Below are 13,030 nucleotides of genomic sequence, written 5' to 3'. Positions count from 1 at the left end.
AATTTTGAAAACCTAAAGTTACAAAAACTCTAGGAAATAGCAAAGGCCGAGCTTGGGAAAGTTCGACCTTTGTGCATAAAACGAGGGTGTGCCTATTTTGACACACCCTCTTTCATATTATGTATACTTGAATACTTATTCAGCAGATGCTTCGTTAGCTTCAGCAACAGTTGCTTCAGCTGTAGTAGCCTTCTTTCTTGAACGACGTGTTTTAGCAGCTTTTTTAGCTACATTTTCTTTCAACATGTTTTCGTTGTAGTCTACAAGTTCAATGAAGCACATAGCTGCATTGTCACCCAAACGATTACCAGTCTTAATGATTCTTGTATAACCACCTGGACGGTCACCAATTTTTTTAGATACTTCCTGGAACAACTCAGTTACAGCATATTTGTCCTGTAGTGAGCTGAAAACAACACGACGTGAGTGTGTGCTGTCGTCTTTACACTTTGTAATAAGTGGTTCAACATACTTACGAAGTGCCTTGGCTTTTGCTGTCGTGGTAAAGATTCTCTTATGCTTAATCAAAGAAGAAGCCATATTAGAAAGCATCGCCTCACGGTGAGTATTTGTACGACCTAAGTGATTGATTTTTTTATTATGTCTCATCGCTTTACTCTTTATCTAATTTATATTTCGTGATATCCATACCGAATGAAAGGTTCAAGCCTTCAAGCAGTTCATCTAGTTCTGTAAGTGATTTCTTTCCGAAGTTACGGAACTTCAACAAGTCATTTTTGTTGAATTTAACCAACTCACCTAACGTTTCAACATCTGCAGCTTTCAAGCAATTCAATGCGCGAACGGAAAGATCCATGTCTGCTAGTTTGCTCTTAAGTAGCTGACGCATGTGAAGAACTTCTTCATCGAACTCTTCATTACCATCTGTATCAACTGTTTCGGTAGCAATCTTTTCATCTGAGAACAACATAAAATGATGAATCAGAATCTTAGCAGCTTCTTTCAACGCTTCCTTCGGATGAATAGAACCATCAGTGGCTATTTCAAGAACCAGTTTTTCGTAGTCCGTCTTTTGCTCAACACGAAAGTTTTCAATTGAATATTTTACATTACGTATAGGTGTAAAAATAGAGTCGATAGCAATAACGTTGATGTCTGCATTCGGATCTCTGTTTTCGTCTGCCGGTACATAACCGCGACCTTTATTGATGGTTAATTCAATTTGTAAACTTGCGCTCGAATCTAGATGGCAAATAACCAATTCGGGGTTCAACACCTCGAATCCATTAAGTTGCTTACCTATATCTCCGGCTTTGAACTCTTCCGAACCCGAAACAGTAATACTTACTTTTTCATTCTCTACGTCGTCTACAATATGTTTGAATCTTACTTGTTTAAGATTCAAAATGATGTTTGTTACATCTTCTAAAACACCGGGAACAGTACCAAATTCATGTTCTACTCCTTCTATTTTTATTGATGTAATAGCAAAACCTTCAAGCGACGACAAAAGAATACGGCGCAAGGCATTACCTACAGTAATACCATAGCCGGGTTCCAACGGACGAAATTCAAACTTTCCGAAGAAGTTGTCCGCTTCCAACATTAATACTTTATCGGGTTTTTGAAATGCTAATATCGCCATGGAATCAATTATTATTTAGAATACAATTCTACGATCAACTGCTCAGTAATGTTTTCTGGAATATCAGCTCTTTCTGGCGTATGCAGTAATTTTCCGCTTAAAGTAGTCTGATCCCATTCAATCCAAGGATATTTGCTGTGATTGAAACCAGCCAAAGCATCAGTGATTACTTCCAATGATTTAGCTTTTTCTCTAACACCAATTACCTGACCAGGTTTTACAGAATAGGAAGGAATGTTTACAACCTTACCATCCACAACGATGTGACGGTGAGAAACCAACTGACGTGCAGCATCTCTTGTAGGTGCCAAGCCAAGACGGAATACAAGGTTATCTAAACGTACTTCCAACAACTGTAACAGAACTTCACCGGTAATACCTTTACTGCGTGAAGCCTTTTCAAAGATGATTCTAAATTGTTTTTCTAATACACCATAGGTATATTTAGCTTTTTGCTTCTCACGAAGCTGAATTCCGTATTCAGAAGTCTTTTTACGTCTGGAGTTACCATGTTGTCCCGGAGGATAGTTCTTTTTTGAAAGAACCTTGTCAGCTCCGAAAATAGCCTCACCGAATTTACGGGCAATTCTTGATTTTGGACCAGTATATCTTGCCATTTTTCTATTGTTTTAAATGTTCTGTATGAATCTGGAATCGTGCAGCCGCGATTGCAGAGAGGGATAATTTGCAATCTTATCACAATTCCGGATCCATGTGCAGGAAACTATTGTTAATTAAACTCTTCTCTTTTTAGGAGGACGACATCCGTTGTGTGGCAATGGAGTAACATCAACAATTTCTGTTACTTCAATACCTGCTCCGTGTATAGTTCTGATAGCAGACTCACGTCCGTTACCCGGTCCCTTAACAAATACTTTTACCTTTCTTAATCCAAGATCGAAAGCTACCTTAGCACAATCCTGTGCAGCCATCTGGGCAGCATAAGGAGTGTTTTTCTTAGAGCTTCTGAAACCCATTTTACCGGCAGAAGACCAGCTAATTACTTGGCCATCGCTGTTTGCAAGCGATACAATGATGTTGTTGAAAGAAGAATGAATATGTGCTTGTCCAAAAGCATCCACTTTTACGTTTCTCTTCTTTGCTGCGACTGTTTTTTTTGCCATATTAACTCTTATTATTTAGTAGCTTTTTTCTTGTTTGCAACAGTTTTCTTTTTACCCTTACGTGTACGAGCATTGTTTTTTGTGCTCTGGCCACGTAATGGCAAACCAATACGGTGACGCACACCTCTATAACAACCGATATCCATCAGTCGCTTGATATTTAACTGAACTTCAGAACGTAGATCCCCTTCTACCTTACATTCAGCTCCAATTATTTCACGGATTTGGGCAGCCTGATCGTCTGTCCAATCTTTTACCTTGATATCACGATTAATGCCTGCTTTATCTAAAATATAGTTTGAACGACTACGACCTATTCCGTAAATATAAGTCAAAGCAATTTCGCCTCTTTTATTTTGTGGCAAGTCTACACCAACTATTCTTATAGCCATATTACTTACTAAAATTATTGTGCAAAATTAATAAATTATCCCTGACGTTGTTTAAACTTCGGGTTTTTCTTGTTAATTACATACAAGCGACCTTTTCTTCTTACAATTTTGCATTCTGCGGTGCGCTTCTTTAAAGATGCTCTTACTTTCATATCTTGTTTTTTTTATTTGTACCTAAAAGCAATTCTACCTTTCGATAAATCATACGGAGACATTTCAACTCTTACTTTATCACCGGGAAGAATTTTAATGTAATGCATACGCATCTTTCCTGAGATATGAGCAGTAATTTCATGTCCGTTCTCCAATTCTACTCGAAACATTGCATTAGACAATGCTTCAATAATAACTCCATCCTGTTCAATTGCTGACTGTTTAGCCATATAAAATTCAATTAGATTAAATTGCGTTATCTCCTAGTACTTCTTCAATAAATTTAAACGAAGACAAAATATCAGGTCCGTCAGGACGAATTGCGATGCAATGTTCGAAATGTGCCGATGGTTTACGGTCTTTCGTCCGTACCGTCCATCCGTCATTTTCAAAAACGACATTTTTACTCCCAAGATTAATCATAGGTTCTATGCAGATACACATTCCACTTCTTAAAAGTGGTCCGCAACCACGACGTCCATAATTTGGAACTTCCGGTTCTTCGTGCATGTTCCTCCCGCATCCATGTCCTACCAATTCACGTACAACAGAATAATTACGGGTTTCACAATACGTCTGAATAGCATTTGCAATATCACCTACACGTTTGCCATCAACAGCCGCTTCAATTCCTTTATAAAGGGATTCTTTCGTTGTTTTCAACAAGTGTCTTACCTCGGGGGATACTTCTCCTACACAAAATGTGTAAGCCGAATCTCCTGTAAATCCATTGATATGCGTTCCGCAGTCAATCGAAATAATATCTCCATCTCTCAAAATAACTTTTGATGAAGGGATACCATGTACAACATGTTCGTTAACCGAAGCGCAGATCGAATTTGGAAATCCTCCGTATCCAAGAAATGCCGGAGTTGCACCATTATCCCTAATGAATTCCTCGGCTATCTTATCAAGTTGCAGCGTTGTGACCCCGGGGGCAACATGCTTGGCTAATTCACCAAGTGTCTTACCTACCAGTTGGTTGGCCACACGCATCAACTCAATTTCTTCGTCTGTCTTTAAATAGATCATTTACTAATAAGCGGCTACTGAGCCTGAACGTCCTTTAATTCTTCCTGATTTTAATAATCCGTCGTAATGACGCATCAACAAATGACTTTCAACTTGCTGTAGTGTATCTAACACAACACCAACCAAAATCAACAAAGATGTTCCTCCAAAGAATTGGGAGAATTCCATACTTACACCTGCCAATCTCGCAAAAGCAGGCATGATAGCTACCAATGCAAGGAAAAATGCGCCAGGTAAAGTAATACGGTCCATAATGGTATCAAGATAGTCTTTAGTATGTTTACCCGGTTTAACGCCTGGAATAAACCCATTATTTCTCTTCAAATCATCAGCCATTTGCGTTGGATTGATGGTGATTGCCGTATAGAAATACGTAAAGAGAATGATCAACACTGCAAATACAAAGTTGTACCAAAATCCTGTATTATCCATAAAAGCAGCCCAGAAACCACTTGATTCCTGATTGCTTGCAAAACCAACAATTGAAATTGGAATAAACATAATTGCCTGTGCGAAGATGATTGGCATAACGTTTGCAGCATTAACCTTTAAAGGGATATACTGTCTTGCACCACCATATTGTTTATTACCGATAATTCTTTTTGCATACTGTACGGGAACTTTACGGGTACCTTGTACCAATAAAATAGCACCTGCAATAACAAGCAAAAGGAACAACATTTCAAATAAGAACATTACAAGTCCTCCTGTCTTTTCAGTTGTTCTGGAGATAAATTCCTGGAACAATGAGTGAGGAAGACGAGCTATAATACCAACGAGGATAATGAATGAAATACCATTACCTACACCTTTATCTGTGATTTTCTCTCCCAGCCACAAGACAAACATACTTCCTGCAGCAAGAATAATAGTACTATAAATAGTAAAAAAGAAACCAGCTGGTAAAGCGGCGCCTACAGCTTTAAGCTGTACACTTAGGTTCACAAGATACGTAGGACCTTGGAACAAAAGGATAGCTACTGTTAGGTAACGGGTCCACTGATTAATTTTCCGACGGCCACTCTCGCCTTCACGTTGAAGTTTCTGGAAAGAGGGAACTGCGATGGCTAACAACTGCATAACGATGGATGCGGAGATATATGGCATGATACCTAATGCAAAAATAGATGCATTGGCAAAGGCACCTCCTGAAAACATATCAAGAAGTGCTAATAATCCGCCCCTTGTCTGCTCCTGCAAAGCGGTTAATGCTTTGGGATCAACACCTGGAATAACAACATACGTACCAAAACGATATACCATTACTAATAAAAGAGTGGTGAGGATCCGATTTCTCAGATCCTCTATCTTCCAGATATTTTTTATTGTATCTATTGCTCTCATAGCTTAGATTTTAACAACATTTCCACCTAAAGCTTGGATGGCTGTTTCTGCAGTTTTTGAGAAAGCGTGAGCTTCAACATCAATCTTTGCAGTTAATTCACCTTTTCCAAGAATTTTAACCAATTGAGATTTTGAAATAAAGCCAGCTGCAATTAGTTCTTCAACGCCAATTTTAGAAAGCTGTTGAGCTTCTGCCAATTGCTGTAAAGTGTCTAAGTTGATAGCCTTATATTCTACACGGTTAATATTCTTGAAGCCAAATTTAGGCAAACGTCTCTGAATAGGCATTTGACCTCCTTCGAAACCAATCTTTCTGGAATAACCAGAACGAGATTTAGCTCCTTTGTGTCCGCGTGTTGAAGTACCACCTAATCCTGAACCCGGACCACGTCCGATTCTTTTTCTGGCCTTGGTAGATCCTTCAGCAGGTTTTAAATTTGATAAATTCATTTTGTATAATTTATTTTTTTTAAACCAATTATTACTTTTCTACAGAAACCAAATGTTTCACTTTCTCTACCATACCAAGAATAGCCGGAGTAGCTTCGTGTTCTACAACGCGGTTCAATTTCTTCAGGCCAAGTGCATCAAGTGTCAGTTTCTGTACTTTAGGGCATTTAATTCTGCTTTTTACTTGTTTAATCTTTATAGTCGCCATAATTATACCTCCCTTATTTAACCTCTGAACACTTTTTCAACTGAGATACCTCTGTTCTGAGCTACAGTAAACGGACTTCTCAACTCGCCAAGTGCAGCAATAGTTGCTTTTACAAGGTTATGAGGGTTTGAAGATCCTTTTGATTTAGCCAAAACGTCGGTAATACCAACACTCTCAAGTACTGCACGCATAGCACCACCAGCCTTAACTCCGGTACCATGAGATGCCGGTTTGATAAGAACTTCTGCACCACCAAATTTAGCAAGTTGTTCGTGAGGAATAGTACCCTTGTGAACTGGAACCTTGATTAAATTTTTCTTAGCAGCTTCTACACCTTTAGCAATCGCTGTCGTTACTTCACCAGCCTTACCTAAGCCCCAGCCAACGATACCATCTTCGTTTCCAACTACTACAATAGCAGCAAAACTAAAAGTACGTCCACCTTTGGTTACTTTTGTAACACGGTTAATTGCAACTAATCTATCCTTCAACTCTAAGTCGTTGGTCGATTTTACTCTATTATTAACTCCTGCCATCTTAATTAAAATTTAAGGCCGCCGTTACGAGCAGCATCTGCTAATTCTTTAATTCTCCCATGATACAGGTAACCATTACGGTCAAAAACAACTGCCTGAACACCAGCTTCCTGAGCGCTCTTGGCAATTTGCTCGCCTACCTTAGCTGCAATCTCCTTCTTAGGAGCTTTGTCTTCGATCTTCAAAGATGAAGCAGCAGCCAGTGTACGGCCTGTTGTATCGTCAATTACCTGTGCATAGATCTGCTTGTTGCTTCTAAACACAGTCAAGCGTGGACGCTCTGCAGTTCCAGAGATCTTGCTGCGTACGCTTCGTTTTATCTTTAATCTTCTTTCTTCCTTCGTTGTCATAATAATTTCAGTTTACGTAAATTACTTACCTGCTGACTTTCCAGACTTTCTGCGGATTTCTTCACCTACAAACTTGATACCTTTACCCTTATATGGCTCTGGCATACGGAATGAGCGAATCTTAGCACATACTTGACCTAGTAATTGTTTGTCAGCCGATTCAAGGATAATAAGAGGATTCTTATTTCTCTCTGATTTGGTTTCAACCTTAATTTCTGCAGGTAACTGTAAGTAAATATTGTGAGTGAAACCTAATGAAAGGTCTAACAACTGGCCTGCGTTAGATACACGATAACCAACACCTACAAGTTCAAGTTCTTTTTTGTAACCTTCGGATACACCCAGAACCATGTTGTTGATTAATGAACGATACAGACCGTGCATAGCACGATGTTCTTTACTTTCGGTCGGTCTTGTTAACGTTAGGACACCAGCTTCGAAAGATACTTCGATAGCAGGGTTAACAGCTTGAACAAGCTCACCTTTAGGACCTTTAACAGTCACTACAGAATCCTTGATAGTAACAGTAACACCGGCTGGTACGTGGATTGGTAATTTTCCTATTCTTGACATTCTACTTTCCTCCTAAATTAATAAACATAACATAAAACTTCACCACCAATCTTAAGATCGCGGGCTTCTTTGTCTGTCATAACACCTTTAGAAGTAGAAAGAACAGCAATACCTAAACCATTCAATACTCTTGGCATTTCCTTGTAACCAGTGTACCTACGTAAACCCGGAGAAGAAACTCTTTCGAGTTTCTTAATAGCATTTACTTTGTTTACGGGGTCATACTTCAAGGCAATTTTAATTGTGCCTTGAGGACCTTCTTCTACAAACTTAAAATTAAGAATGTAGCCCTTGTCAAAAAGAATCTTAGTGATCTCTTTTTTTAAATTTGACGCCGGCACTTCTACGACTCTGTGCTTGGCTTTAATTGCGTTACGCAATCTTGTCAAATAATCTGCAATAGGATCTGTCATATAATAAATAATTAAATTGATCCGGACTCCCGGACAATATTTAAACTAAAAAAATTCTTACCAACTTGCTTTCTTTACACCAGGGATTAAACCATTTGATGCCATTTCACGGAATTGAATACGTGAAATGCCGAACTGGCGTACATAGCCTTTCGGACGACCTGTTAATTTGCAACGATTGTGCAAACGTACAGGAGAAGCATTTTTGGGTAAAGCTTGCAAACCTTCATAGTCGCCAGCAGCCTTAAGTTCAGCTCTTTTAGCGGCATATTTCGCAACAAGCTTCGCTCTTTTAACCTCGCGGGCCTTCATTGATTCTTTAGCCATAACTACTTAATCTTTTTTAATATTTTTAAAAGGCAACCCAAATTCTCTCAACAGAGCATACCCTTCTTCATCTGTTTTCGCAGAAGTTACAAAGGTAATATTCATTCCCAATATTTTGGTAATACTATCGATATTTATTTCAGGGAAAATAATTTGCTCCTGAATACCCAATGTATAATTACCTCTTCCATCAAACTTACTTTCGATACCCTTGAAGTCACGGATACGTGGCAAAGCAATACGTACAAGTCTTTCAAGGAACTCATACATCTGCTCACGACGTAATGTTACCATTACACCGATAGGCATTTTCTTACGAAGTTTGAAGTTAGAAATATCCTTTTTTGATACAGTAGCAACCGCTTTCTGACCTGTAATAGTAGTCAGTTCGCTGATAGCGATATCAATAATCTTCTTATCAGCAGAAGCCATACCTAAGCCCTGGTTGATAACAATCTTCTTCAAAACAGGAACCTGCATTACAGATTTGTATTCAAATTCCTTCATCAAAGCAGGAACAACACGATCCTGATATTCTTTTTTAAGATTGGCAGTATTGCTCATTATTTAATTTCCTCCCCTGATTTTTTTGAATAACGAACTAAAGAGCCTTCAGCATTCAACTTACGACCGATACGAGTAGCTTTACCAGACTTTGGATCTACTACATTCAAATTCGAAATATGAATGGGTGCTTCTTTCTTTTCAATTCCTCCTTGCGGATTCTTTGCATTAGGCTTGGTATGCTTTGACACCATATTAACACCTTCAACAACGGCGCGCTGATCTGCTACAAGAACTTGTAGCACGCGACCAGTCTTACCTTTGTCTTCGCCAGTATTAACAAATACTATATCGCCTTTTTTAATATGTAATTTACTCATTACTTACAGTTTTACTGAATTAAAGTACTTCCGGAGCAAGTGAAACAATTTTCATATTAGCTGCACGAAGCTCTCTAGCTACCGGACCAAAAATACGACTTCCGCGAATATCACCACCGGCATTTAACAAAACACATGCGTTGTCATCAAAGCGGATGTATGAACCATCCTGGCGACGAATTTCCTTCTTTGTACGAACGATGATAGCTTTTGAAACTGCACCTTTCTTTACATCACTTGAAGGTATAACGCTTTTGATTGCCACTACAATCACGTCACCAACAGAGGCATAACGCTTTCTTGTACCACCCAATACACGGATACAAAGAGCTTCTTTTGCGCCACTGTTATCACAAACTACTAGTCTTGATTCTTGTTGTATCATCTTACTTCGCTCTTTCGATTATTTGTACTAATCTCCATCTTTTTGTCTTGCTCAATGGACGAGTTTCCATAACCTTTACAGTATCGCCGATTGAACATTCGTTATTTTCGTCATGAGCGTGGTACTTCTTCGTCTTGTTAACGAACTTTCCGTAAATGGGGTGTTTTTCCTTCCATTTAACAGCAACAGTGATGCTTTTTTCCATCTTGTTGCTAACTACTACGCCTGTTCTTTCTTTTCTTAAATTTCTTGTTTCCATCAGGCTCAATTATTTATTATTAAGTTCTCTGTAGCGCAATTCAGACTTCATGCGCGCAATCGTCCTGCGTTGTTGTTTAATCTGAGCAGGATTGTCAACAGGAGTAATAGTATGATTGATTCTCTTCTGATCGTAAGCTGCTACTTCAGCATCTACTCTTTCAATCAACTCCTTTGTGCTTAATTCTTTAATTTCTGCTATCTTCATAACAATTACGCATTTTGATTTTGAAAGTCATAATCACGTCTTACTACAAATTTTGTAGTAACCGGAAGCTTTTGAGCTGCAAGGCGCAATGCTTCTTTAGCTACATCGAAAGGAACCCCTTCAATCTCGAAAATAAGACGTCCTGGTGTAACAGGTGCCACAAATCCTTCTGGCGAACCTTTACCTTTACCCATACGTACTTCTGCAGGCTTCTTAGTAATTGGTTTATCTGGGAAAATACGCACCCAAACCTGACCCTGACGTTGCATGTAACGAGTTACAGCAATACGGGCAGCTTCGATCTGACGACCTGTAATCCACTTGGACTCCAATGACTTTATACCAAATGATCCGAATGACAACTGGTTTCCACGCTGAGCTTCGCCCTTCATGCGACCTTTTTGTTGTCTTCTGAACTTTGTTTTTTTAGGTTGTAACATCTCTTGTTTTTTCTAACGTTTAACGATTAGCTTTCTTTCTCTTGAAGTTCTTATCTCTGTTGCCTGAGGTATTGCTGTCATTTCTGCGACCTGAATCTTTAGAAGCAGTAAATGAAGGAGCAAGATCTCTCTTACCATAAACTTCACCACGACAGATCCAAACTTTAATACCAATCAAACCAACCTTTGTCAACGCTTCACCTAAAGCATAATCAATATCTGCTCTAAAAGTGTGCAACGGAGTTCTTCCTTCTTTATACATTTCTGAACGGGCCATTTCAGCACCATTCAAACGACCAGAGATTTGCACTTTAATACCTTCGGCACCCATTCTCATGGTAGAGGCAATAGCCATCTTAATAGCACGACGATATGCAATTTTACCTTCAAGCTGACGTGCAATATTGTTTGCTACGATCACTGCGTCCAATTCGGGTCTTTTTACTTCAAAGATGTTAATCTGAACTTCTTTGTCAGTAATTTTCTTCAACTCCTCTTTCAACTTATCAACTTCCTGACCACCTTTACCGATGATAATACCCGGACGTGATGTGCAAACTGTAATTGTGATCAACTTCAGTGTACGTTCAATAACAATACGTGATACACTAGCCTTAGCCAGACGGGCATTCATATATTTACGGATCTTGCTGTCTTCCAACAGTGTTTCACCATAATTATTTCCGCCATACCAGTTGGAATCCCATCCACGGATGATTCCTAAACGATTACTAATCGGATTAACTTTTTGTCCCATCTACAATTAATTTTGACTATCGTTTGTACTACGTGTATCAACAAACAAGGTAACGTGGTTCGAACGTTTACGAACACGGTAACCTCTTCCTTGAGGAGCTGGACGCATTCTCTTCAACATTGTAGCAGAATCTACCTGTATTGAAGACACGAACAGTTCTCCTGTTTCTGCTTTGCGCTCATTCTTTTGCTCCCAATTTGCAATCGCTGAACGTAGCAATTTTTCTACTCTTGCAGAAGCTTCCTTATTAGAAAACTTCAAAACACCAAGTGCTCTGAAAACTTCCATACCGCGGATCATGTCTACTACTAGACGCATCTTGCGGGGAGAAGTTGGCACATTTCGCAATTTTGCGAAATACATGGTTTTTTGGGCTTCTTTTCTTGCTTCGGCTGATATTCTTTTTCTAGCACCCATTTTATTGATTCTTTTAATTTTCAGATTCCTGAATTCCTGTTACTACCGATATTACTTTTTCTTACCACCGGAGTGACCACGGAAAGTACGAGTTGGAGAAAATTCTCCCAACTTGTGACCAACCATGTTTTCGGTAACAAAAACAGGAATAAATTTATTTCCATTATGAACTGCAATAGTATGGCCTACAAAATCAGGCGAAATCATTGAAGCTCTTGCCCATGTCTTAACCACAGCTTTCTTGCCTGACTCATTCATAGTCAAAACCTTTTTTTCAAGCTTGATATTGATATACGGGCCTTTTTTTAGCGAACGACTCATAGTTTACTTAATTAATCAGTTTACTTCTTTCTTCTTTCAATTATATACTTTGAAGAATGCTTTTTAGGAGCTCTTGTCTTCAAGCCCTTTGCATATAAGCCTTTACGTGATCTAGGATGTCCTCCTGATGCACGTCCTTCACCACCACCCATTGGGTGATCAACTGGGTTCATTACAACCCCACGGTTACGAGGACGACGACCAAGCCATCTAGAACGACCGGCCTTACCTGATTTTTCAAGCCCATGGTCTGAATTGCCAACACTACCGATGGTAGCTTTACAAGCTGCAAGAATTTTGCGAGTTTCGCCTGAAGGCATTCTAATGATCGCATAGGTACCTTCTCTCGAAGTTAACTGCGCAAAAGCACCAGCCGAGCGAACTAACTTAGCCCCTTGTCCGGGACGTAATTCAATATTGTGAACAATCGTACCAATAGGAATATTCTGCAGAGGCAGCGTATTACCTACTTCAGGAGCAGCATCGCTACCTGAAACCACTGTTTGGCCAACTTCCAGACCATTAGGAGCGATGATATAGCTCTTTGCTCCGTCTACATAATACAACAGTGCAATACGTGATGTACGATTGGGATCGTACTCGATTGACTTAACTGTTGCAGGAATGCCATCTTTGCTTCTCTTGAAATCAATAAATCTGTACTTTTGTTTGTGACCACCTCCAAGATAACGCATTGTCATCTTACCGGTATTGTTACGACCACCAGTACTTCTTTTACCTGTTACAAGAGACTTCTCTGGTGTACTTGCAGTGATTTTATCAAATGCACCAATAACTTTGTGTCTCTGCCCCGGTGTTGTGGGCTTTAATTTACGTATTCCCATTTTTCTT

General features: G+C 39.3%; 26 protein-coding genes. All 26 read right to left on the bottom strand.

The annotated features are described in order from the left end of the window. Window positions 1–135: 135 nt before the first annotated feature. On the bottom strand, window positions 136–609 hold the full coding sequence (rplQ, locus tag AB7E53_RS08360; protein WP_079682536.1) for a 50S ribosomal protein L17: 474 nt from the start codon (window positions 607–609) through the stop codon (window positions 136–138). A gap of 4 nt (window positions 610–613) precedes the next feature. Then, a complete protein-coding gene (locus tag AB7E53_RS08355; RefSeq protein WP_079682537.1) occupies window positions 614–1,606 on the bottom strand; it encodes a DNA-directed RNA polymerase subunit alpha in 993 nt (330 codons plus the stop codon). 11 nt (window positions 1,607–1,617) lie between these two features. Further along, window positions 1,618–2,223: a 30S ribosomal protein S4 gene (gene rpsD / locus AB7E53_RS08350; protein WP_079682538.1), complete on the bottom strand. Its 606-nt coding sequence runs from the start codon at window positions 2,221–2,223 to the stop codon at window positions 1,618–1,620. A gap of 117 nt (window positions 2,224–2,340) precedes the next feature. Then, window positions 2,341–2,730 (bottom strand): 30S ribosomal protein S11, encoded by a 390-nt coding sequence (gene rpsK / locus AB7E53_RS08345; RefSeq protein ID WP_068182339.1) that lies wholly within the window; start codon window positions 2,728–2,730, stop codon window positions 2,341–2,343. Between the two features lie 11 nt (window positions 2,731–2,741). After that, entirely contained in the window at window positions 2,742–3,122 is a 381-nt protein-coding gene (rpsM, locus tag AB7E53_RS08340) for a 30S ribosomal protein S13 (RefSeq protein WP_079682539.1), read from the bottom strand. 35 nt (window positions 3,123–3,157) lie between these two features. Further along, window positions 3,158–3,274, bottom strand: coding sequence for a type B 50S ribosomal protein L36 (gene ykgO, locus AB7E53_RS08335; protein WP_005468190.1), 117 nt, complete (start codon window positions 3,272–3,274; stop codon window positions 3,158–3,160). A gap of 12 nt (window positions 3,275–3,286) precedes the next feature. Beyond that, entirely contained in the window at window positions 3,287–3,505 is a 219-nt protein-coding gene (gene infA, locus AB7E53_RS08330; protein ID WP_068182331.1) for a translation initiation factor IF-1, read from the bottom strand. Window positions 3,506–3,521: 16 nt separating this feature from the next. Then, window positions 3,522–4,307 carry a type I methionyl aminopeptidase gene (gene map, locus AB7E53_RS08325; protein WP_079682540.1) on the bottom strand — a complete coding sequence of 262 codons (786 nt, stop codon included), beginning with the start codon at window positions 4,305–4,307 and terminating at the stop codon, window positions 3,522–3,524. Between the two features lie 3 nt (window positions 4,308–4,310). Next, the gene (gene secY / locus AB7E53_RS08320) at window positions 4,311–5,651 is read right to left on the bottom strand and encodes a preprotein translocase subunit SecY (protein WP_079682541.1); all 1,341 of its coding nucleotides are present in this window, start codon (window positions 5,649–5,651) and stop codon (window positions 4,311–4,313) included. Between the two features lie 3 nt (window positions 5,652–5,654). Beyond that, window positions 5,655–6,101: a 50S ribosomal protein L15 gene (gene rplO, locus AB7E53_RS08315; protein ID WP_079682542.1), complete on the bottom strand. Its 447-nt coding sequence runs from the start codon at window positions 6,099–6,101 to the stop codon at window positions 5,655–5,657. A gap of 31 nt (window positions 6,102–6,132) precedes the next feature. Continuing rightward, window positions 6,133–6,309 (bottom strand): 50S ribosomal protein L30, encoded by a 177-nt coding sequence (gene rpmD, locus AB7E53_RS08310; RefSeq protein ID WP_079682543.1) that lies wholly within the window; start codon window positions 6,307–6,309, stop codon window positions 6,133–6,135. A 17-nt stretch (window positions 6,310–6,326) separates the two neighbouring features. Beyond that, on the bottom strand, window positions 6,327–6,845 hold the full coding sequence (rpsE, locus tag AB7E53_RS08305) for a 30S ribosomal protein S5 (RefSeq protein WP_068182319.1): 519 nt from the start codon (window positions 6,843–6,845) through the stop codon (window positions 6,327–6,329). A gap of 5 nt (window positions 6,846–6,850) precedes the next feature. Beyond that, window positions 6,851–7,195 carry a 50S ribosomal protein L18 gene (rplR, locus tag AB7E53_RS08300; RefSeq protein WP_079682544.1) on the bottom strand — a complete coding sequence of 115 codons (345 nt, stop codon included), beginning with the start codon at window positions 7,193–7,195 and terminating at the stop codon, window positions 6,851–6,853. Window positions 7,196–7,216: 21 nt separating this feature from the next. After that, a complete protein-coding gene (gene rplF / locus AB7E53_RS08295; protein ID WP_079682545.1) occupies window positions 7,217–7,768 on the bottom strand; it encodes a 50S ribosomal protein L6 in 552 nt (183 codons plus the stop codon). Window positions 7,769–7,785: 17 nt separating this feature from the next. Further along, a complete protein-coding gene (gene rpsH, locus AB7E53_RS08290) occupies window positions 7,786–8,181 on the bottom strand; it encodes a 30S ribosomal protein S8 (protein ID WP_079682546.1) in 396 nt (131 codons plus the stop codon). A gap of 57 nt (window positions 8,182–8,238) precedes the next feature. Then, on the bottom strand, window positions 8,239–8,508 hold the full coding sequence (rpsN, locus tag AB7E53_RS08285) for a 30S ribosomal protein S14 (RefSeq protein ID WP_068182300.1): 270 nt from the start codon (window positions 8,506–8,508) through the stop codon (window positions 8,239–8,241). Between the two features lie 6 nt (window positions 8,509–8,514). Then, a complete protein-coding gene (rplE, locus tag AB7E53_RS08280; RefSeq protein WP_079682547.1) occupies window positions 8,515–9,072 on the bottom strand; it encodes a 50S ribosomal protein L5 in 558 nt (185 codons plus the stop codon). Next, window positions 9,072–9,392 (bottom strand): 50S ribosomal protein L24, encoded by a 321-nt coding sequence (gene rplX, locus AB7E53_RS08275; protein WP_079682548.1) that lies wholly within the window; start codon window positions 9,390–9,392, stop codon window positions 9,072–9,074. The genes rplE and rplX overlap by 1 nt, the downstream gene beginning before the upstream one ends. A gap of 19 nt (window positions 9,393–9,411) precedes the next feature. Continuing rightward, window positions 9,412–9,777, bottom strand: coding sequence for a 50S ribosomal protein L14 (gene rplN, locus AB7E53_RS08270; RefSeq protein WP_068182289.1), 366 nt, complete (start codon window positions 9,775–9,777; stop codon window positions 9,412–9,414). Between the two features lies 1 nt (window position 9,778). Beyond that, window positions 9,779–10,036: a 30S ribosomal protein S17 gene (gene rpsQ, locus AB7E53_RS08265; protein ID WP_079682549.1), complete on the bottom strand. Its 258-nt coding sequence runs from the start codon at window positions 10,034–10,036 to the stop codon at window positions 9,779–9,781. Window positions 10,037–10,045: 9 nt separating this feature from the next. Further along, window positions 10,046–10,243, bottom strand: a complete 198-nt coding sequence (gene rpmC, locus AB7E53_RS08260) for a 50S ribosomal protein L29 (protein ID WP_079682550.1) — start codon at window positions 10,241–10,243, stop codon at window positions 10,046–10,048. Window positions 10,244–10,248: 5 nt separating this feature from the next. Further along, window positions 10,249–10,683, bottom strand: coding sequence for a 50S ribosomal protein L16 (rplP, locus tag AB7E53_RS08255; protein ID WP_068182276.1), 435 nt, complete (start codon window positions 10,681–10,683; stop codon window positions 10,249–10,251). Window positions 10,684–10,702: 19 nt separating this feature from the next. Then, entirely contained in the window at window positions 10,703–11,440 is a 738-nt protein-coding gene (gene rpsC, locus AB7E53_RS08250; protein WP_068182273.1) for a 30S ribosomal protein S3, read from the bottom strand. Between the two features lie 6 nt (window positions 11,441–11,446). Beyond that, a complete protein-coding gene (rplV, locus tag AB7E53_RS08245; protein ID WP_068182271.1) occupies window positions 11,447–11,857 on the bottom strand; it encodes a 50S ribosomal protein L22 in 411 nt (136 codons plus the stop codon). A 51-nt stretch (window positions 11,858–11,908) separates the two neighbouring features. Then, window positions 11,909–12,178 (bottom strand): 30S ribosomal protein S19, encoded by a 270-nt coding sequence (rpsS, locus tag AB7E53_RS08240; protein ID WP_068182264.1) that lies wholly within the window; start codon window positions 12,176–12,178, stop codon window positions 11,909–11,911. Window positions 12,179–12,198: 20 nt separating this feature from the next. Next, window positions 12,199–13,023 (bottom strand): 50S ribosomal protein L2, encoded by an 825-nt coding sequence (gene rplB / locus AB7E53_RS08235; RefSeq protein WP_068182262.1) that lies wholly within the window; start codon window positions 13,021–13,023, stop codon window positions 12,199–12,201. Window positions 13,024–13,030 lie beyond the last annotated feature (7 nt).

Source organism: Macellibacteroides sp., assembly GCF_050251695.1.
Lineage (GTDB): Bacteria > Bacteroidota > Bacteroidia > Bacteroidales > Tannerellaceae > Macellibacteroides > Macellibacteroides fermentans.
Note: the sequence above shows the minus strand (reverse complement) of the source record. Positions and strands in the feature narration are given on the sequence as shown.